16 protein-coding genes are annotated in these 21496 nt (G+C 50.4%); 8 read left to right on the plus strand and 8 right to left on the minus strand.

Features of this window, described 5'->3' with window-relative positions:
* Nucleotides 1-2: 2 nt before the first annotated feature.
* Together G3M78_09845 and G3M78_09850 are read right to left on the minus strand one after the other, a co-directional pair.
* The gene (locus tag G3M78_09845) at nt 3-1892 is read right to left on the minus strand and encodes an outer membrane protein assembly factor (GenBank protein QPJ65677.1); all 1890 of its coding nucleotides are present in this window, start codon (nt 1890-1892) and stop codon (nt 3-5) included.
* A gap of 323 nt (nt 1893-2215) precedes the next feature.
* Nucleotides 2216-3022: an undecaprenyl-diphosphate phosphatase gene (locus tag G3M78_09850; protein ID QPJ65678.1), complete on the minus strand. Its 807-nt coding sequence runs from the start codon at nt 3020-3022 to the stop codon at nt 2216-2218.
* A 291-nt stretch (nt 3023-3313) separates the two neighbouring features.
* Here G3M78_09850 and G3M78_09855 point away from each other — a divergent pair, with 291 nt between their 5' ends.
* From G3M78_09855 to clpB, 6 genes are all read left to right on the plus strand, one after another.
* Nucleotides 3314-4480 (plus strand): aminotransferase class I/II-fold pyridoxal phosphate-dependent enzyme, encoded by a 1167-nt coding sequence (locus G3M78_09855; GenBank protein ID QPJ65679.1) that lies wholly within the window; start codon nt 3314-3316, stop codon nt 4478-4480.
* 171 nt (nt 4481-4651) lie between these two features.
* Entirely contained in the window at nt 4652-5956 is a 1305-nt protein-coding gene (locus G3M78_09860) for a homoserine dehydrogenase (GenBank protein ID QPJ65680.1), read from the plus strand.
* Complete coding sequence (thrC, locus tag G3M78_09865; GenBank protein QPJ65681.1) at nt 5953-7287, plus strand: threonine synthase; 1335 nt, start codon at nt 5953-5955, stop codon at nt 7285-7287. The genes G3M78_09860 and thrC overlap by 4 nt, the downstream gene beginning before the upstream one ends.
* Before the next feature lie 206 nt (nt 7288-7493).
* Complete coding sequence (gene trxB, locus G3M78_09870) at nt 7494-8444, plus strand: thioredoxin-disulfide reductase (protein ID QPJ65682.1); 951 nt, start codon at nt 7494-7496, stop codon at nt 8442-8444.
* A gap of 42 nt (nt 8445-8486) precedes the next feature.
* A complete protein-coding gene (locus G3M78_09875) occupies nt 8487-9533 on the plus strand; it encodes a HAMP domain-containing histidine kinase (GenBank protein ID QPJ65683.1) in 1047 nt (348 codons plus the stop codon).
* Nucleotides 9534-9696: 163 nt separating this feature from the next.
* Entirely contained in the window at nt 9697-12357 is a 2661-nt protein-coding gene (gene clpB, locus G3M78_09880) for an ATP-dependent chaperone ClpB (GenBank protein ID QPJ65684.1), read from the plus strand.
* A gap of 132 nt (nt 12358-12489) precedes the next feature.
* On the opposite strand, the gene G3M78_09885 is transcribed toward clpB, so the two are convergent.
* The 5 genes from G3M78_09885 to moaC are packed head-to-tail and all read right to left on the minus strand — an operon-like array spanning nt 12490 to nt 19798.
* A complete protein-coding gene (locus G3M78_09885; GenBank protein QPJ65685.1) occupies nt 12490-15864 on the minus strand; it encodes a UvrD-helicase domain-containing protein in 3375 nt (1124 codons plus the stop codon).
* Nucleotides 15861-18497 (minus strand): hypothetical protein, encoded by a 2637-nt coding sequence (locus G3M78_09890; protein QPJ65686.1) that lies wholly within the window; start codon nt 18495-18497, stop codon nt 15861-15863. Before G3M78_09890 ends, G3M78_09885 begins: the two co-directional genes overlap by 4 nt.
* Nucleotides 18498-18542: 45 nt before the next feature.
* A complete protein-coding gene (locus tag G3M78_09895) occupies nt 18543-18980 on the minus strand; it encodes a molybdenum cofactor biosynthesis protein MoaE (GenBank protein ID QPJ65687.1) in 438 nt (145 codons plus the stop codon).
* 12 nt (nt 18981-18992) lie between these two features.
* Nucleotides 18993-19250: a MoaD/ThiS family protein gene (locus G3M78_09900; GenBank protein QPJ65688.1), complete on the minus strand. Its 258-nt coding sequence runs from the start codon at nt 19248-19250 to the stop codon at nt 18993-18995.
* Nucleotides 19251-19291: 41 nt separating this feature from the next.
* Nucleotides 19292-19798 carry a cyclic pyranopterin monophosphate synthase MoaC gene (gene moaC / locus G3M78_09905; protein QPJ65689.1) on the minus strand — a complete coding sequence of 169 codons (507 nt, stop codon included), beginning with the start codon at nt 19796-19798 and terminating at the stop codon, nt 19292-19294.
* A gap of 48 nt (nt 19799-19846) precedes the next feature.
* Between moaC and G3M78_09910 the strand changes: the two genes are divergently transcribed.
* Complete coding sequence (locus G3M78_09910; GenBank protein QPJ65690.1) at nt 19847-20470, plus strand: YdcF family protein; 624 nt, start codon at nt 19847-19849, stop codon at nt 20468-20470.
* A complete protein-coding gene (locus tag G3M78_09915) occupies nt 20467-21111 on the plus strand; it encodes a hypothetical protein (protein ID QPJ65691.1) in 645 nt (214 codons plus the stop codon). Before G3M78_09910 ends, G3M78_09915 begins: the two co-directional genes overlap by 4 nt.
* Here G3M78_09915 and G3M78_09920 read toward each other — a convergent pair.
* Nucleotides 21072-21437, minus strand: a complete 366-nt coding sequence (locus G3M78_09920; protein ID QPJ65692.1) for a VOC family protein — start codon at nt 21435-21437, stop codon at nt 21072-21074. The two genes, G3M78_09915 and G3M78_09920, sit on opposite strands and share 40 nt — an antisense overlap.
* Nucleotides 21438-21496: the final 59 nt, after the last annotated feature.

The following is a 21496-nucleotide window of genomic DNA, read 5'->3' on the forward strand; positions in this document are numbered from 1 at the left end:
AACTAGAAGGTTTGACCGATGCTGATATAAAAAGCGATGCTATCATCAACCTCTGGGCGACGATTCACGGGGAAGGCGACGTCCAGACGCACCGGTCCGACCGGAGTGTAATAACGCAAGCCCAGTCCCGCTCCCCATTGCAGGTCTTCATCAAGATCGGGCCAATCCGACGTGAACACGTTACCGCCGTCGATGAACGGTACGATCCCAAAATCTTTGTAGCGCATGCGCAGTTCCAGCCCTACTTCGAGAAGACTCCGCCCGCCCTCGGGGTCTCCGTTGGATTCCAGAGGGCCAACCGATTGGAATTCATAACCGCGGATAGACCCGCCTCCTCCTGCAAAGAAGCGTTTGTCGGATGGAATTTCTGTCAGGGTGTTGCCGCTGATGCCTCCGATAACAGCGCGTCCGGCGAGAACAAAATGGCCCTTGTCGTCGAGAGAGTGATAGGCCTTGCCAGAGATGCGGGTTTTCGTGAAGCCGACACCGGAACCGACCAGGGTGAGGTAGGGCGCTACGGAAAGCTGGTTCGACACGCCGCTTCGCGGATCGAGAAGGTCGTCCCGGGTATCGTATTTCAAGTCGACTGGAAATCCCATGAGGACAAAATCTTCCTGACCGTCCTGATTCTCGACGTTGGAGACTTCTCCCTGCAAGCCGCCTTTCAGCGATAAGGCCTGAGTGAATTTTCTCTCTAATCCGGCAAAACCGGTGAATGCTTTCCTGTCAAAGGCGTCAAAATGCTCATTCTCCAGACTGCTGTTCATGATCAGATTCTGATGCCGATCCAGCCAGTCGGGAACAAACAAATTTGATTCCAGATAGTTATTGATCTGATCAAAATCATTTTTCCCGATTCTGCTGACGCGGCCTGTGATGCGGAATTTCTCTCCGCCTCCCAGGAAATTCCGGTGCCCCCAAAAGGCCCGAACACTGCTTCCCTCGGTGGTCGTTGCATCCGCTCCAAAGCCAAAAAATCTTGCAGGCTTTTCTTCCAGGCCAAGAGTGATAGGGGACTGATATTGATCGCTCGCTTTATCAGTTGCCGGGATTTCTTCAAGATCCAGTCGTGCCGAGGAAAAGATATCGAGCCCCAGTAAATCGGAGCGGAATTTCTGCAGTTTCTCGGGATTGTACAGATCTCCGGTTTCCCAGGTTTTACGCTCCGTTATGAATTCAGTTCTTGTGTTTTGATTGCCCTTCACGATCAGATCGCCCATTTGAACTCTGGGGCCGGTATCGACTGTGAATGAGGGTTCCAATGTTTGTTTCTGGTGGTTGATGCGAAGTTCCCTGTTGGATATTCTGGCTTTTGGATATCCCAGATTATTGAGTTCTCTGACGATTTGATTTTCACCGTCAACCACATGAGACGCCAAGGCGGGTTCACCGGAACGCAAGGGCGCGGCGATTTCCAGATTCTCGATTCCTTGAATCTGGATTTCTCCAAAACTATAGAGTGGGCCTGTTGCAATTTTCAGTTCAACGACAAAAGGCGCCTGCTCGTTCATACGAGTCGTGTCAATCGAGTCCAGATTGTTGCCGTTTATGGTGACCGCGACATCGCCCGCTAAAAAACCAAAAGCCTTGAGAACTTTGCGCAGGCGGATTCGATCCGAAGAGGCCCGACGAACGAGCGCGGTGAGCGTTGAGGGGGGCGCTTTTTGAAGCTGGAACAGATTTGACGACAGCTCCAGGGTTTCTTTTAACTTTCCATCTTCAATCGCCTGCAAAGAGACCTGATAGTCAGCGGCGTGTGAAATGAGCGGAGTGAGGCACAGCCCAAGCCATACCAGAGCTAATAAAAGCAGGTATCGGATGGAGGTAAACTGAAAACTTCCATAGGTCTTTGAACGTTCAAAAGACTTTATGGAGTCGCGGAGATTTGACAAGACTGGAAACAATTAATGCGACCTGCGTTATTTACATCAATGAGCGGCTGTATGGCGCCGTTTCAGTTTAGAAACATCTCATGTTGTATGAAAAATGGTTGATCCTACTAATATACGTTCTTATCGTCATAATGATCCAAAATCTTGTCATTTAATTGCGAGAATCCCGGCAAATTTGCAGACTCGCCACCAGCGGAATTTTGTTTCGGTTCAGCCTTATTTGTCGCGGTATTTGGAGGGAAAACCCACCCCGTCAGCGAGAAGGACTTTTAAACCCGCAAGGCAGTTAATTGGAACTGTGGTAGAGGCGCTCTGCCAGTCTGTTATACAAACCAGATGAGCAATAGTAGGGCGAGAGCCAGGCGATAAACGATGAAAGGCAGGAGGCCAAATTTGGCAACCACTTCAAACAGCAGTTTAATAGCGCACACGCCGACAAGGAAGGAAACTCCCAGTCCCAGAAGGAGTTGCTCCGGTTGAGCCCAGAGGGTTTCCGATTGGGGCGAGACTTGAAGCAATTTGTGCAAGCCGGCGGCAAGGATGATGGGACTGCCAAGCAGAAATGAAAACCGCGCCGCCGCTTGGGGGGTCATGGCGCAAAACAATCCGGCGCAGATGGTGATCCCGGAACGAGAGGTGCCGGGTAGCAGGGCAATCGCTTGCGCCAGGCCTATGATGAGAACGACGCTAAGGGTCAGGTTGAAGGGATCGTCCTGCGCTCCCTGCGCATTTTTTGATCGTTTGTCCGCCCATAGAAATATCCCGGACCAGAAGATCATATTCAGGGCGACGAATTGGGTCGAGCGCAGATTCGCCTCGATCCAGTCTTCCCCTGCAAGGCCGACCAGCCCGGCGGGAAAGGTGGCGATGAGGATATTTATCGCAAGTTTTCTGGAACGCGGATCGTTGCCTCGGCCCAGCAGAGAGAGGGCCAGCTCGATAATATCCTTGCGAAAATAGACGAAAATCGCGGCCAGCGTTCCGAGGTGCAGAATGGCGTCCATCGCCAGACCCTGGTCTGAAAATCCGAACAAATGCGGCGCAATGATCAGATGACCCGAACTGGAGACTGGAAGAAATTCGGTCAACCCCTGGAGAGTCGCCAGAATGATGATTTCCAAAGAGTCCATAGAAGTTTTTACCGATGTTGAAAGGGCGTTAAATTTGCCATAATATCATGCTTAAAGGCAATACGCTTGCTATTGATTCTGTTGCCGAAGGCATTGGTTTATGCTATGTTTGCTTTAGGATGTGGGCGGCCGAAGATTATGCGTTCGCAGGTTTGGGCAGGTCTTTTTCTCTCCGATACAAATTCACATTCAAGCTGAAATAATAAATTATCGTTCGATTTTTTTAGGAAGTATTTTACCAATTTTCCCTCACCGACTCCAGGTCGCTACATTAGTGAGTTGATCCGCCCCATGAAAGAGTTTCCACGAATACAGAGGTTGCCCCCCTACGTTATCGGCATTGTCAACGAATTGAAAGTTGAAGCGCGTCGACGCGGAGAGGATATCATCGATTTTGGGATGGGCAATCCAGATATGCCCACGCCCAAACATATCGTCGATAAATTGTGCGAAGCGGCGCAGAAAGAGACCAATCATCGCTATTCCCAATCGAAGGGAATTTACAAGCTGAGGCTGGCGATCACCGATTGGTATAAAAGAAATTTTCAGGTGGATCTGGACCCGGACTCGGAGGCGATCGCGACGATTGGATCGAAAGAAGGTTTGTCGCATCTGGCGATGGCGATCACCAGTCCGGGCGACTCGATTCTGGCTCCGACGCCGACTTATCCGATTCATACCTACGCATTCATTCTGGCGAATGGAGACGTGAACCATGTGCCGATAGGGGACGGAAATGAATTTTTTGATTCTCTGCTGAACACTTTCAAGAGCAATTGGCCGCGCCCCAAAGCGATCATCATCAATTTCCCGCACAATCCAACGACGACGACGGTGGATCTGGATTTTTTCGAGAAAATAGTCGATTTCGCCAAAGAGCATAACTTGATCGTGATTCATGATTTTGCTTACGGCGATCTGGTGTTTGACGATTACAAGGCTCCGAGTTTTTTACAGGCGAAGGGAGCGAAGGACGTTGGCGTTGAATTTTTCACGATGTCCAAGAGTTACAATATGGCTGGCTGGCGCGTGGGCTTTTGCGTTGGCAATAAAGAAATCATTCATGCGCTTGCGCGTATCAAAAGCTATCAGGATTACGGTATGTTTCAACCCATTCAGATCGCCGCGACCGTCGCGCTCAACGGGCCGCGTGATTGCGTCGAAGAAATTCGACGGGTTTACAAGAGCCGCCGCGATGTGTTCTGCGAAGGCCTCAACCGTATCGGCTGGAAAGTGGAACCTCCGAAAGCATCTATGATGGTTTGGGCGGAAATTCCCGATGAATATAAAGCGATGGGTTCGTTGGAATTTTCGAAACTGTTATTGAAACGAGCCAAAGTAGCGGCGGCTCCCGGCGCGGGCTTCGGAGAAGGCGGCGATCATTTTTTACGATTTTCGCTGGTAGAAAACGAACACCGTATCCGACAGGCGATCCGCGGAATTAAAGAGATTTTATAGTCAAGGGGCAAAGCCCCCCGCGGGATTAAAGAGATTTTATAGTTAAGGGGCAAAGCCCCCCGCGGAATTAAAGAGATTTTATAGTCAAGGGGCAAAGCCCCTGGATATCTAAGAAGGGGAGGGCGAATCGTCCTCGACCATTAACAATAGCAGAGAGATTGTGAAAATATAATGAACCCAATTCAAGTAGGGTTGATCGGATTTGGAGTGATCGGCGCGGGCGTGGCCCGTATTGCGATTGAAAGCAGGGAATTGATCGCCAGCCGCATGGGGGCGGAGATCAATATCAAAAAAATAGCCGATCTGGATATCACAACCGATCGCGGCATTCCTTTGCCCCCCGGTGTTTTGACAGATAATGCCGACGAAATTTTGAACGATCCTGAAATTCAGGTTGTCATTGAACTGATCGGCGGCTACGAGCCTGCGCGAACGTTCGTATTAAAAGCCCTGAACGAGGGCAAACATGTGGTGACAGCCAATAAAGCCCTCCTCGCGAAACACGGCGAAGAGATTTTCAGCCTGGCGGAAGATAAAGAATGTATTCTCGGTTTCGAAGCCTCTGTTGGAGGAGCCATTCCCATCATTCGATCCTTGCGCGAAGCCTTTGCCGCCAATCCGATTCATTCCATTGAAGGAATCGTTAATGGAACGGCGAATTATATCCTGAGCGAAATGACGGATAATGGAAGCGATTTTGAAACCGCTCTCAAGGACGCGCAAGATAAAGGATTTGCGGAAGCCGACCCGACCTTTGATATTGAAGGCATTGACTCCGTGCATAAAATTGCCGTCTTGACTCGACTGGCCTATGGAGCGAATATAGACATAGACAAGATTGCAGTGGAAGGCATTTCCAAAATAACCCAGGAAGATATTCAAGCCGCCGCAGAACTGGGCTATCGGATCAAATTGCTGGCGATTTCCAAGTACGACGGGCATAGCATCGACGTGCGCGTTCACCCCACCATGTTGTGTGAGGAACACCCGATGGCTCAGGTCAACGGTTCCTTCAACGCGATTCGGGTGTGCGATGAATGGATGGATGAAAACATTCTGGTGGGTCATGGCGCAGGCGCTTTGCCGACAGGGTCGGCGGTGATGGCGGACGTGATCGATATTGCCAGAGCCATCATCAGCGGCGGCGTCAGCCGTATCCCGCCGCAATCGTTTCCGAAGCGAGAGATTCGTCACATTCCATTACGCGATGCTAGCGACGTCAGCTCATCGTATTTTTTGAGATTGAATGTTCAGGACCGGCCCGGAGCGCTGGCGGATATATCCAGCGTGTTGGAAAAATATGCGATCAGTATCGAATCCGCCCTGCAAAAAGGCCGGGGAGAGAAGGGGAAGGGCGTTCCTCTGATGATCATGACGCATACCGCCAAGGAAGATAACATACGCAAGGCGTTGGAAAGCGTCAGTTCTCTGGAATGCGTGATCGATAAACCCGTTTTAATTCGAGTAGAAATATGACCCCGGAATATTCCGCATGGTTCCAATGTATCAATGGATGCCCGACGCGGTATGAACTGAACGAAATCATTTATCGCTGTCCGCAGTGCGACGATCTTTTTGAGGTTCGTCATGACATGGATCAATTGAAACGTCGTTCCGCCACCGATTGGAAACAGCTTTTTGAAGATCGCTACCGTAAACACGAATGGCCTTACGGTAGTTCCGTTTGGGGCAAGAAAGAGCTTGTTTGTCCCGGCATCAAAATTGAGAATATTGTTTCGACTTATGAAGGCGGCACCAATTTGTTCTGGGCGGAACGCCTGGGGCAAAGTCTCGGCATTGAAGATTTATGGATCAAGCAATGCGGGATGGCGCACACAGGTTCCTTTAAAGACCTGGGGATGACGGTGCTGGTATCCATGGTCAAACAAATGATTTCCGAAGGGAAAAAAATTCGCGCCGTCGCCTGCGCATCGACCGGAGACACTTCGGCGGCGCTGGCCGCATATTGCGCGGTTGCGGGAATTCCGGCGATTGTGTTCTTGCCGAAAGACAAGGTTTCCCTCACGCAGTTGATTCAACCGATCACCCACGGCATCATGACCTTGTCGCTGGATACGGATTTCGACGGCTGTATGAAACTGGTGAAGGAAATTTGTTTGAAAGAAGATATCTACCTTGCAAACTCGATGAATTCACTACGCATCGAAGGGCAGAAAACCATCAGCTTTGAATTGGCGCAACAGTTTCATTGGGACCCGCCGGATTATGTGATCGTACCCGGCGGCAACCTGGGCAACGTGAGCGCCGTGGGTAAAGGCTTCAGCATGATGTACGAGTTGGGGATCATCAATAAATTGCCCCGTCTGGTTTGCGCGCAAGCGGCAAATGCAGACCCGCTTTACAAAAGCTACGTCAAAAATTTTGAAGAATTTGAACCGGTGCAAGCCAGCCGCACCCAGGCCTCTGCCATTCAAATTGGCGACCCGGTGAGCGTTAAGAAAGCGATTCGCGCCTTGAAGGAGTTTGACGGCATTGTTGAAGAGGCTTCAGAAAATGAACTTGCCAACGCAGTGGGGAAAGCCAATCGGACCGGTCTGTTATGCTGTCCGCACACAGGCGTGGCTCTGGCGGCTCTGGAGAAACTGGTTCGCAATGGAACCATCCGCAGAGACGACCGCGTGGTGGTCATCTCCACGGCGAACGGTTTGAAGTTTACTGATTTCCTGTTTCAGTACCACAAGAATAATCTGCCAGACGTTCAATCCGAATATGAGTTTGCTCCGATTGAGTTGCCGGCGAATTATGGCGATATTCGAGACACGATTTTGAAGGAACTGGATAAGTAGTCGGCGGCATTTCCTGCCTGGTTCCGTCATGTAACGAGTTGGACTGTTCTTTAAAACCACTATCATTGGATTAGCATCGGAGATGACGTGATTCTTCTGTCTTTCGGCTGTGTGAAGGTTCGATTGCAGATGCAGTGAATTCTTTGGTCCGCAGGTTATTGCTTGCGGAGCTTTTCTGATTTTTTTGTTAATGAAAGGTTATAGCAATGTCGGATATCAAGAATGTAGTCATTATAGGTTCTGGCCCTGCCGGGCATACAGCCGCAATTTATTGCGCGCGCGCCAATCTTGCGCCCTATATGTTTGAAGGCTACCTTATGGGCGGTTCCGCCGGCGGGCAATTGACGACGACGACGGATGTCGAGAATTACCCCGGTTTCCCTGAAGGCGTTCAAGGCCCTGAACTCATGCAGTTATTCCGTAAGCAAGCCGAACGCTTTGGCACGGAAATGGTGGGTGAAGACGTTCAGGAAGTCGATCTGAGCCAGCGTCCTTTCGTTATCAAAAATGAAAACCGTGAGTTGAAAGCCAATTCGATCATCATCGCGACGGGCGCCACGGCGAAGCGCATGGGAGTGCCCAGCGAAGAACGTTTGTTCAATAACGGCATGTCTGCATGCGCCGTTTGCGACGGCGCGCTTCCATTTTTCCGAAACCAGCCCTTAATGGTCATCGGTGGCGGCGACACGGCAGTGGAAGAAGCCACCTATCTGACTAAATTCGGTTCCGTTGTTTATCTGGTGCATCGCCGGGAAGAGTTGCGCGCTTCCAAAATCATGCAGGAACGGGCGCTCAAAAATCCGAAAATTGAAATTCTGTGGAACACCGTTTTGGAAGACGCGATTGGCGAGCAGTTTGTAACAGGCGCCCGCGTCAAAAATATCAAAACGGATGAAGTCAAGGAAATCGATCTGGCGGGCGTTTTCTACGCCATCGGTCATACGCCGAACACCTCGATTTTTAAAGACCAGATCAATCTGGATGAGACGGGTTACATCAAGGTCAAGCCGGGAACCCAGGAAACCAACATCGAAGGCGTTTTCGCGGCGGGCGACGTTCATGACCATAAGTATCGCCAGGCGGTGACTGCGGCCGGGACTGGATGCGCGGCGGCTCTGGAATGCGAGCGCTGGCTGGGCGACAAAGGGCTTATCTGATCTTCCGAGTCGGGAGGCGCCTCATCACGACAGGAAAACGTCATGCAACAGGATCCGATAATTAAAGCGGCTCTCGCTCTGGAGGCCGCTTTGCAGAACAAGGATTTTTCTAAAACTGTTCCTCTTACCGGGTGCGAAGAAACCGACCGCCTCATCAATTCGGTCAATGTACTATTGGAGCAACTGCAGGATGCCCATAGCCAGAATTCCAGCCTCAAAGATTCCATCCGCTCTCAAGTTTCGGTTCATACCTTTGATTTGGAAAAGAAGGTATCTCGTCTGGAAGCCTCTTTGAACGAAGTTGCAGTCATCAGCAAAAGCAAATCGGTTTTCCTTTCCAATTTAAGCCATGAATTAAGAACCCCCTTGAACCACATCATTGGTTTCAGTGAATTGATGTCCGAAGAAGCTCGGATGGAAGGCAAGGAGCAATGGGTGTTTGATCTGAAGCAGATTCATGAATCCGGGCATCATATGTTGAACTGGGTGAACGAAATCATCGATCTCTCGACGATTGAGTCCGGTCGCGGGGAACTGAAAATTGACGAAATTCCGGTGGAACTGCTTATTACTGAGGTCACCGTATCCATTGAGCAGATTCTTGAAGAAGCTGAAATCCAGATCGACGTTGTTCGCGAAGGGGATCTGGGTTCCATTCGAGCCGATCATGGTCGGTTGTGCAGAATCCTCAAAAACCTGTTCTCGAACGCCTGCAAAGCTTCCGGTAAGGGCAAAATCGGCTTTAACATCAAGCGGGAAACGGTCAAAGACACCGACTGGATTTCTTTTTCGATACAGGATTGCGGAGCAGGAATCGACTCGCGCATTCTCGAAGAATTATTCAAACAGTACACCGAATCCCAATCGAATATTGCCGCCGCTTACGGAGCCGAAGCCTTGAACCTGGCCATTTGCAATCGCCTGACCCTGGCGATGGGCGGTTCAATTTCGGCGGAAACAGAATTCGGAAGCGGGTCGAAGTTCACCCTGCGTTTACCCGCAGATATTCAAACCCACCTTGCCAAGCCGCATGTAAGACGGGCCACCAGCCGCTTGATGGGCGATATTCTGGACCGTTCTTCAGACTGAACACAAAAGCCGTATTGTTTCAAACGCGCTTTCTTCGTTAAAGTCCCCGTTTTCAAGTCGCCCCCTTCTGGCAGTCTTTAAAAATTCCTCCCTCGCTTGACACGCTTCAAAAGCAATCTTATTTAGTTTTAGAGCAATAAACATCTTTTGCGAGGGTAAGACCATGCGATTTGACAAAATGACAATCAAACTTCAAGAAGCGATTCAATCGGCGCAATCCCTTTGCGACGAGTACGGTCAGCAGGCGATTGAAGCGGCGCATTTGACCTTGTGTCTCCTCCGTGATCCCGACGGCGTCGGTCGCGCCTTGATGAAAACGATTGGCGTCAATTCCACAACTCTGGAAAATCGCCTGCTCGATACCATCGCAAAATATCCCAAAGTATCAGGAAGCCCGGCGCAAACTTATATTTCTCCGACATTGAAAGAAACGCTGGACCAGGCCTTTAACGAGTCCAAAAAAATGAAGGATGAATTCTTGAGCGGGGAGCATGTCTTTCTTGCCGTAGCGGAGAATAAAAAGACCAACGCCGATTTCAAAGCGCTGGGAGTCACGAAAGATGCGCTCTTGAAAGCGATGCAGACGGTTCGCGGAAGTCAGCGCGTTACCGATCAGAATCCTGAATCCAAATATCAGGCGCTGGAGAAATTTTGCATCGACTTGACGGATCGCGCGCGCTCAGGAAAGCTCGATCCGGTGATCGGACGCGACGTCGAGATCCGTCGCGCCATTCAGGTGCTGAGTCGGCGAACAAAAAATAACCCCGTTCTCATTGGCGAACCTGGCGTGGGCAAGACGGCTATCGTTGAAGGTCTGGCTCAGCGCATCGACCACGGCGACGTGCCGGAGGGCTTGAAGGATAAGAAAATCATGATGCTCGATCTCGCCCAGCTGGTCGCAGGGACCAAATATCGCGGCGAATTTGAGGATCGACTGAAAAGCGTACTTAAAGGCATCAATGACAGCGACGGACAAATCATACTTTTCATTGATGAATTGCACACCCTGGTAGGAGCCGGTTCTGCTGAAGGATCGATGGATGCGTCGAATATGTTGAAACCGGCGCTGGCGCGCGGCGAATTACGCTGTGTCGGCGCGACGACCCTGAACGAGTATCGCAAGCATATTGAAAAAGACGCCGCGCTTGAGCGTCGCTTTCAACCCGTTCTGGTTGGCGAGCCATCCATTGAGGACACGGTTTCAATATTGCGCGGCCTGAAAGAAAAGTATGAAATTCATCACGGCGTTCGCATTCAGGATTCAGCCTTGCTGGCGGCGGCGCGATTGTCGCACCGTTATATTGCCGATCGGCAATTGCCAGATAAGGCCATTGACCTGATTGATGAAGCGGCGTCCAGCCTCAGAATGCAAATCGATTCGATGCCTGCAGAGATCGATCAATTGCAGCGCAAGATCACTCAACTTGAAATCGAGCGCGAGGCTTTGAAGAAGGAAGATGATAAGGAGTCGAAGTCTCGTCAGGGCGTCATCGAGGGCGAGATCAAAGAGCTTAAAGGAAAATGCGATTCCATGCGCAAGCAATGGGAGAAGGAAAAAGCGATCATTGAAGAAAAACGTTCATTGAAGGAGAAAATTGAATCGACCCGGCAGAGTTATGAGAGCGCCGAACGCGATGGAAATCTGGAAGAAGCGGCGACCTTGAAGTACGGGTCTTATCCACGACTTGTGAAAGAGATGGATGATTTACTGCTTCGGCTCCAGGAAGCGCAAGGCGAGGGACGCATGCTCAATGAAGAAGTTGGAGAGGAAGAAATCTCCAGCATCGTTTCCAAGTGGACGGGAATCCCGGTCGAACGCATGCTCCAGTCCGAGAAGCAACGCTTGTTGAATATGGAACAGACAATTCACAAACGAGTGGTGGGTCAGGACGAGGCGGTGCGATTGGTTTCGAATGCGATTCGACGGTCTCGCGCTGGATTGCAGGACGCCAAGCGTCCGATCGGAAACTTTTTATTCATGGGGCCGACCGGCGTGGGTAAAACGCAACTGGCCTTGTCGCTTGCGGAGTTTCTCTTCGACGACGAACAGGCGATGGTTCGCATCGACATGTCCGAGTTCATGGAAAAGCATTCGGTATCGCGCTTGATCGGAGCGCCTCCGGGCTATGTGGGTTACGACGAAGGCGGATATCTTACCGAGCATGTGCGCCGCAAACCTTACTCGGTTGTTTTATTCGACGAAATTGAAAAGGCGCATCCGGATGTGTTTAATATCTTCCTCCAGATTCTGGATGAGGGGCGCCTGACCGATGGGCAAGGTAAGACGGTTGATTTTCGCAATACCGTTATCCTGATGACGTCAAACATCGGAGGCAGAATGATTCATGAATTTGGAATGCGTTTTGCCGAATTCGAAAATTCAGAGGATGAGGATAAGAGGCAGACCTGGGAGAAAGAATTTGAACAGGTCAAGACTTCGATATGGAAAGAACTGCGAGAAAACTTCCGGCCTGAATTTCTCAACCGGCTTGATGATGTGGTCATTTTCCGTAATCTCAGTCGCAAGCAGATTAAGGAAATTGTTGAAGTGCAACTGGGCAATATCAGAACCCTTCTGAAAGAACGCAGAATGACTCTGTCCTTGTCTGACAATGCGATGGAAGCGCTGGCGGAGAAGGGCTATGATCCGGTTTTTGGAGCGAGGCCTTTGAAGCGCGTTCTGCAGAAATATATTCAGGACCCGCTGTCGATGAAAATTCTAGGCGAAGAGATTCACGACGGCGATTCCATTTATGTGGATTGCAATGGTTCGGGAACGGATTCGTTTCATTTTGAAAGAAAGAACGCAGTCACAGAAAACTAGTTTGAAGTTCAGAGATTGTATCGGCTTATTTCTGTGATTTAGATTTTACCCAAAGCGTGTAGCCTTCCGGCGGCTTGCGCTTCTACTGGCGAGGGGTCACTTTTGTGACGCCTCGCCTTTCCTTTTTCGCAATCATAGCTCAACCAGACGGGAGTGCAAAGGGTAGTACAGCGCTTTTTTGATTGGTAGTGTTTCGCCTTTTTCAATGAGTATGGATTCGTATTGATCTAATTGAGGACGGTAGCGAATCATTTCTTCCTCAAAAAACGATTCCAGATTCGATCCCTGATGTTCCCCGGTTTTAAAATCAATGATCCATCGAATTCCCTTGTCGATAAAGGTCCTGTCGATGATGCGTTCGATGAAACGATTATTGGAGAATCGGGTCAATGCGTATTCGGTTTCAGCTTGCTCACGATTGGATAGAATCCATCTCCCTGTCGAATCCTCCAACGCCAGTTTAAGCGCTCTCATTCCTTTTTCGGCTTGAGCCTCTGCGCTGGATTTTGAAAGCCCCTGGCTTTGCAGGGAAGCGATCATCTTTGGATGTAATTTTTGTATTCTCTGCTCGTCCCATTGTTCAGCGCCGTCCTCTGCGATTTTTTGAAAGCACCGATGCAAGCTTGTACCCAGATACCTCGCTTCCGATCCTGCCCAGAAAAAAAGCGGTTTCATATCCTGCTCGAAAGACATTTCCAGAGTGGCGCCGATTTCAATATCGGGGTCAGGTTCAGGCAGTGCGACCTCTGCGGCGAGGCGTTTGAGCGCCGTGAACTGCGGCGTCTCGTCGCTGGAGTCGGCTGGGGTTTCTGGAAGGTTCGCTATACTGGCCTGAACCCACTCGCTTTGTAAATGGGGCCAGAGCATATCCAGAGCTGAATGTCTGGCTGGAACGGGCCCCTCTTCTTTGTCGCTGGTATGCCCCAATAAATGCAATTTCCTTTTGGCGCGTGTTGTGGCGACGTAAAGCAGGCGCGCAGATTCATATTGGTTTTTTGTCTTATTGATTGTATTGATGAATTCATAGATTTTATTTTTCTCTCCGCCTTTCTCCTCAATAGGAGCGATTAAAATTCCTTCATCGTAAGGCATCCAGTAGACCAGCCGCTTCTCGTCGGGGCGGGGCTTTTTCCCAAGTCCGGGTAGCAGGACAATATCGAATTCCAATCCTTTCGCCTTGTGCATGGTCATGATTTGCAATGCATTTCCCTGGTGCGTTTGAGGCGCTGCGTAGAGCGAATCCAGTCGAGCGCTGAATTGATTCAACTGGGACAGGTCGCCGTTCGCCGTAGCTTTTTCTATTTCATCAAAAAATACTTCGATGTCCTCCACCGAACAAACGCCGATGCAGGCCGGGCCGCCAAGACTGATCCAGACGCCTTCGAGAAGATCGCGAAAGCGCAAGCCCGAATCGGTCGCGCCGGACTGCTCCATCACCTGGTTGAAACGCTCCAGTCGTTTCCTGCCGTCTTCAGTCAACGCTGAATGAATTTCTGGATGACGAATTTGTAAGGCTAGAGGCGCCGACAGGTCCTCCTGCCGTATCAGTTGCAGGTCTTGCAGAGACATGCCGCACCAGGGAGCTCTGAGTATTGAGGCCCATGCGATGTCGTCGTTGGGAGACAGCAGGGCGCGCATCAAAGCCAGTAAGTCCTGTATCGCGGGTCGCGACGTGAGTATGTCGATTTCTTCCGCCTGAAAAGGAATGTTTTTATCGCGCAATGTAGCGACAATTTGCGCCAGGTGCGCGCGGGATTTTACAAGGATCGCAATGCTGGCTTGGGGGCAGTCCCTCAGGTAGCGAGACGAAAGCGCCGCAATGGTCTCCGCCTCGTCCTGCGCCGTGTCTTTGTGGGCATCGCTTGTCAGGAATGAATGTAACTCGACTCCGGGAGCAGGCATGTCGCTCTGGGAGGAATCTTCAATGACAGTGGTTGAAGGAGAGTACGAGATCGCTCCCAGTTCGCTGTTTTCATGATGCGGAAATGCGCTTTGAAAGCAAGCGTTGAACCAGTCGACCAGCGCGCCATGCGAACGGAAATTGGAAGTCAGCGTTAATTTTGCCAGCGGAACCTCTCCTATTCCATTTTCCTGGGCCTTTAGAAACAGTCCCACCTCCGCATCGCGAAAGCGGTAAATGGATTGTTGAGGATCACCGACGATAAAAAGGCTGCGTCCGTCGTCCCTTTCCCAGCCAGAAGTGAGCGCTTCCAATAAATGAAATTGCTTGAAAGACGTGTCCTGAAATTCATCGACGAGAATGTGTTGAAGTTTGTAGTCGAGATAGAGCAGTAAGTCGGTGGGATCTTCGTCCGTTCCCAAGGCTTTTCTTGCCGACAGAGTGATTTCTGAAAAATCAATCCTTCCTGTTTCCTTGAAGACCCTGCGAAGCGTGTTCGATAATAAAGGAAAGAGTTGAATGGTCTCCTGCAGAATTTTCCATTCGTCTTCCGTGAATCGCGGAGGCGGCAGATTTTGTACGCTTTTTAAAAGTTCTCCCAGTGATTTATTTTCCGACAAAGTTTCCAGCAATTGCGTGAAACGCTTTTTCATATTTTTGCTTTCTACGTTTTTGTCTGATGGGAATCCAAGTCGAACGTCGGCGGTCTTGCGAATGTCTCCCGCCTTGGTGAGCAGTAATTCTGTAAGGGCCTGCCAGTGATCGTAGTTTTCGATATCTGGAAGAGGCAGGGCTAACATGCTTTCCAGCCCGACGATGGGGTGTGCCGGGGATTTGACCTTCAAGTTTTCTGCGGCGTAGTTGGCGGCTTGAACGAGTTCCTTTTCCAGTTCCTGCGGGAACGCGTCGCTGACCTCGCGCAATTTTGAAGCGATCAGTTTTTGTAATAATCTTTCGAAAAAGATGCGGGTCTCATCGCCGACCGAAAAATCTTCATGAAAAATAGTCATCCATTGGTCGCGCTTCTGGTACAGATCCATGATGCGCTTCAGGAGTATGCTTTTGGATCCGTCGAGGTGCGACAAAATAGATCGCACGCGATTTCCTTCCGGACGGTTCGATTCGATGCTGGATAAAATTCGTCGCGCGGCTTCCTTGTATAAAGCCTGGGGCCTTTCTTCCACGCCGACCGGGCCGCCTAATTCGGAACGAAGGGGCATTTGCTTGACGAGTCCCGTGCAGAAGGAATCGATGGTCTGAATTTTCAGTCGGGTGGGATTGTCGAGCAGGTTCCAGCCTTTCAAGCGATCCTGAGCCAGAGCGTTCTTCGCGAGCGTCCATGTTTTTAGAGCGTGTATTTCCTCGGGCGCTTTTTCATTTTGTCCAGAGTCAAGAGCCTTGACAATACGATGCTTCATTTCGCCCGCGGCTTTGCGCGTGAAGGTCATGGCTAGAATTTGTTCAGGACATTCCACAATCGCGAGCAGACGCAGGTAGCGTTGAATCAACAATTCCGTTTTTCCGGAGCCTGCGGGAGCCTGGACGATATAGGAGCGCGAAGGGTCCAGTGCTTTTTGTCGGGCCTCATCATCCGGCAGGTTTGTCATGATTCATCCTCGTCGTCTGACATCCAGTTGGAACGTTCCTTGATACGGCACAGGGTTTCATGCGGACAGATTCTGCAGGTGTTATGCTTTCGCAAAGGTTGCGCGATCAGGAGGCCATCGACCAATTCCTGAGCCAGTTGTTCGCATCCATTGCGCCAGTGCGAGAGAATTCCTTCCCAACTTTCGAGTTCCTCCTGCTGGTATTTTTTTGAGCCTAGAAAAACTTGCGGTGAAGACGTGGACGCCCAGCTCGTTTCCCCTTTGGAGACAATGCCGATAGCGACGGCGTCGCATTTCATTGCGAGGGAATACAAGGGGAGTTGCGGTTCTGAGAGGCGTTCTTCGAACCAGCGCTTTTGCGATGTGGATTCGTTTTTTGAAGTTTTGTAGTCGATGAGTATGATTTGTTCGTTAACGGTTTTATCGACCCGGTCGATTTTGAGTTTGAGCTGTAGCCCTGCGAGCGTCAGTTCCTTGCTGAGTTCTTCGTGCAGTACGGTGAAGTCGTCTGTGCGTAGCAACTCTTTTTCCATCCACTCCATCATTAACTGGGTCAGGCGCTGTCTCTCGATGTTTTCAAAGAGAGACTGACGAACGAATATTTTTCTGTAATAGCTTTGCGCCGAGCGCACATTTCGTATGACGGCGCTCTCCAATAAATTGTCTGCTTGCAATCGTTTCAGGTTTTGCTGGGTTTTGACTTCCTTCCAGAATAATTCGAGAGTCTTGTGGGTGAGATTACCGCGTTCCAGATTTTCATAATCATTTTCCAGTATTTCAAACGAATACAATTTCAAGCGGTGGTTGGCGAAGGCTTTGAAGGGGCAGTCGGCCTGATTCTTGATGCTGGAGGTTCCGCCGGGAAACAGTTGCGAGGCATAGAGTTCCTTTTCCTTCAAGGTCCAGGGAAGCGTGTTGGCTTCCTGCCATTCGTCGAGAAGCAGAGTGTTTTGTATTTTTCCCGCCAATGCGCTGGAATGGCTGATGCTGAATTGTTCTCCTGCGGATGGGATGGTTACGAGAAGAGGGCTGATAAGGCATTCGTGGATGCCGTCGTTTTCGGGATAACTGAAAATGACGTCGGGAGCGGCAGACGCCAGGCGCGCGATGGACTGCATTGCATAGGCTCGTTCTCGACCCGCGTCCGAATGCGGGATTCCTTTTTGCTTTTGAATCGGGATCGGCAAAAAGGGATTGGGCGCGGGCGGCGAGGGGAGGCAGTCGGCGTGACAGCCCATCACCCAGACATGATCGAATTGCATTCCCGATGATTCGAGCAGACCTATGATCTGGATCGGTTGTTCGCGGGTTTTGATCTGGAATAATTTTTCTGTGACCAACTGTCCCAGTAAATGGACGGCCTGCTCTCGTGTGAGTGATCCTGAGACGTCGTCGAGGGTGGAGAAATTTTCGAGGCATTCTTTCCATGCCTCATAGGCCTGAAAATCGCGGCGTGACTGAAAACTGCTTTCAAGCTGACTGGGCCATCCCTGTTGCTTGAGGAAATCAAAAATGACTGAAGTCCATTGGCTGGGAAGAAGTGTGTCGGCCAATAGTATGAAACGGTTCCATTCGCCCAGCAAGGGAGCAATGCTGGATTCTTTGATGTCTTCAAGGTAAATAAAGGGAACGCGTTTGGAAGCCCAGAGTTTTTCCAAACGGATGGATTCCAGGAAATGCGTTCTGCCCATTTCCAGAAAAGGACTTTTAATGAGAATCGACAGAGTGGCCAGAGGAATTTTGGAATGGCCTGCGCAAATGAGTTGCAGAGCTGTCCAGATCATGGGTTCTTCCGCAAGCGGCGCTCCCAGTGAGATATTGAACGGGGGTTCCATATCCTTCGTTGGAAGGACTGAGGCTGGCGACAGTTCCATTCTGAATTCGCGGAAAATGAGCGAGCGGTAAGATTCCAGTTCGGGAACCACAACGCCGATGGTTTTACCCGGCCTGTGCGTTTTTCGAATCCAGCGCGCGCATTGAACGACTTCTTCTTTTTTGTCTTTCCACGCGGTTGTGCGCGTTGAAGACAACGCGTCTCCTGATAGGGGCGGGGCCAGCGTCACCTGCGTGTTGTTAGATTCAAGGACGCGAATCATTCTTTCATGTTGCGGCGTGGTCTCCATAAAACCCGCCAACGTTAAATGATCCGGCGTTGGAATTTCGCGCCGCTCCATTTTTCGTAGCACGGCTCCAGCAAGGGATGCGGGGTCGAGCGCGTTTAATGATTCGAGTCGGGTCTCATAAGCGCGCTTCCACTCCAGAAATTCTTTCGTTTCTTCTTTATCGAGGAAGGAGGCGTTCCCGGCGTCAAGTTCGTATTCGTGAATCAGCTGGTAGGCGTTTGCGGCCTGATTGGCGGCGGACTTTAAATTGAGCAGGGAAATATCGCCGCCGTAGCGAGATCGTTTGATGACGGATTCCCAAAGCTGTTTCGATTGCAGGTCGGAGAGAATGAATTGCTCGGGCCAGGATTCTTCCCAGAGCGTTTTGAGCCATGCGTTCAGGGAGAGAATGCTGGGGGCTTCCCATACCGATTCACCCTGTTCCTGCTTGCGCTGATTGTATTGGAGCGTGAGCCAGCGAGCCAGTCGCGAACTGACGGTGACGATAGGGAGAGGTCCGATTTCATTCATTACAAGCGGTCGCCGTAGTGTCTGGGTGGGCGGCCGGTCTGGAAATCAGGGAGTGTCCTGTACCCAGACTTCGCCGTTACTGGTCGTTTCTCGTTTCCAGATGGGGGTGGTGCGCTTGAGTTCTGCAATGGCCCATTCGCATGCGGCGAAGGCTTCCTTGCGATGCTCCCCTGCGGCGACGATCAGGACGATATTCTCGCCGATTTCGATTTCGCCGATGCGGTGAATGATGCTCATGTCGATGATCTTGTAATCTTCAATCGCTTTGACGCGAATTTCTTCCAGCTTCTTTTCAGCCATTTGGGGATAATGCTCAAAGTTCAGCTGACTGATGTTTTCGCCTTTGGAAAGCTCCCGGCCTGTGCCGAGAAAGGTTACAATGCCGCCGATGTTGCGGGAGACTTTTTTCATCGCTTCGATTTCATCGGTGACGACAAAATCTTCTTTCTGAATTCTGACTTTGGATTCGGTGACGGCGTTCATGATAGCGATCCTCTATGAGTGGGTCCCGCCGGAGAATGGAGGGAGCAGGGCGACTTCGTCGCCATCATGAATTTCCGATTCCAGATTGGCTACATCCAGATTGACGGAAACCATGATTTTTTTCCCTCGAATCATTTCTCCCAACTGCGGGTGGTTTTTTGAAATAGCGTGGCTCAGGTCGAGGAGGGTTGAGATACCGCTCGCCTCAAACTGGTCTTCATCCGTATTGGAAAAATTTTTCAAGCTGGCAAAATATTTTACGGTGATCATTGCATTCTGTATTTGAGAAACCGTCTCGCGCGAGCGAATTTTCAGGTCGCGTCGGAACGGTTGTAGTCCCCTGATTTACCGCCGGATTTATGCGATAATTGGATGTTGTCGAATTTCATTCCCTTGTCGACCGCCTTGCACATATCGTAAATGGTCAGCGACGCTACCGACACGGCGGTCAAGGCTTCCATTTCGACTCCCGTTTTTCCTGTGACCTTGACCGTCGCCGTCACGTCGATGGACGACAGGCCGGTTTGCGGATCGGGTTCAAAATTTTCCTTGAAACTGATGTCTACATTGGTCAATAACAGGGGGTGGCACATGGGGATCATTTCAAATGTTTTCTTGGCTCCCATGATTCCGGCCACCTGCGCGACTGCCAGAACATCGCCTTTTTTGATTTGTCCTTCTTTAATCAGTCGCAGGGTCTCCGGTTGCATGTGAACGCGACCCTCTGCGATAGCGACCCGTTCGGTGATGTTTTTTTCGCTGACATCCACCATTCGGGCGCGGCCTTCTTCATTAAAATGAGTTAAATTTGAGTTCATGCCGGTATTTTACATGATATTTTTTCTATTTTCACCCATTTATAAGCGATGAAATGGAGACGCTTTTTCATGGTTTTCAGCGTTCTGCTGGCGCTCTATGCGGGTCTGACGCTCACGCATCGCTCCTGGTTGCCTTTTTTCGCTAAATTTTTGTCTGTAGAGGAACGGGTTTCTCCGGTCGATCTCGTTGTATCGGCGACGGCGACTTATTCACGTTTTCGCTACGCGCTTGATTTGATTCAGCAGAACCCCAACGCGAAGCTGCTCTTGCTGGGCGATACTCGCGTAAAACTCACTCTTGTCAACCGCACCAAATTGGAACTGGCGGAGGCGGAAGCTTTGGAGGAGGGGATAGCGCCAGAACGTTTGCGCGCCTCGCATTCAACCAGCACCCGCCACGACGCGCAGTTGGCCAGACAATGGGCTCTGGAAAATGGCTGGGCGAGCGCTGTGGTTATCAGCGACGCTTACAATATGCGCCGCGTTCGCATGGTGTTTGAGTCGGTCTTTGCAGATACAGAGATCATTCTGGGTTATCAAAGTCCGGACAGCGCCGACACGCGGGCGGTGTTTGATTCATGGTGGCGCAATCCAACGCGCTTCTCATATGTGGTCAGCGAGTGGATCAAATTCCCGATCAACAGCGTTCTGCTGGCGAAGGGAAGCGAATGAAACCTGACTGGCCCGGAAGAATAAAATGGATCGTATTTGCTTGTTTCTTGTTGCTGGCGGCGCTCGTACACCGGCCGTTGTTGAACTCGATCGGAAATTTTCTGGTCGTTCATGAAGCGGCGGATTCCAGCGTGGATGTGATATTCACGTTTGCTCTTTCCGAACAGGTAGCGAAACGAGCGCAATCGGAGGAGATAAAAACCATCTATGTGTTAGCCAGCGATTACAGTCGATCCTGGAAGGCTCTGCGTGAAGTGAATACTGAACAATGGATCAAGTCGGAAACGCAGTCCCATGGCATCGATTCCGAGCGGGTGAGAGTGTTGACGGCAGGTTTTGAGAGCGGCCCCGGATTCGGAGAATTTCTGGAGCAGGTTCGCAAAGATTCGCCCTTCTCAAAAGCGATCATTTTTATTCCTTATTATCAGGGCAGGGGGTATCGATTTTATCTGGACCACGCATTGGGGGATGGGGCGAAAAATTATTTCTTTCAGCCTTTGGAATCGGATTATCAGAAAAACTTTGAGAGTTGGTGGCTCAATACCGCCTACGATAATTTATTTCTGGATCAATACCTGCGTTTGGGATGGTATTATTTCAACTATTTGCTTTGGGACCCGGTGGGCCGGGGCGCTTCGTAGAGACCGATGAGGTTGCCGTCGGGATCAAGAAAAGCGGCGAGCTTGCCGTAGTCGTGAGATTTTACAGTCTGATGGATGGCGACGCCTTGGGCTTGCAGGCGCGCGATAGCGTCTTCGATGTTGTCGGTTTCCAAGTGTAGCATGGCGGCGTTTTGTTGAATTGCTTCGCAGGTTTGTCGAATTGCGAAGCGCTGATCTCCGATCATGAATTCGGCCCATTCATCGACTTGGAACAGTAATTGAAATCCCAGGGTCGATTGATAGAAATCGACAGAACGTTTCATATCCGAGATGGAATAGGAGACGAACGCTATTTTATTAAACATGATTTGAAGTCAGAATGATTCATAGTTGCTATTATAATCGTCTTTTTATTGAGACGCAT

The sequence above is a fragment of the Candidatus Nitrohelix vancouverensis genome, from assembly GCA_015698305.1.
GTDB classification, from domain to species: domain Bacteria; phylum Nitrospinota; class Nitrospinia; order Nitrospinales; family VA-1; genus Nitrohelix; species Nitrohelix vancouverensis.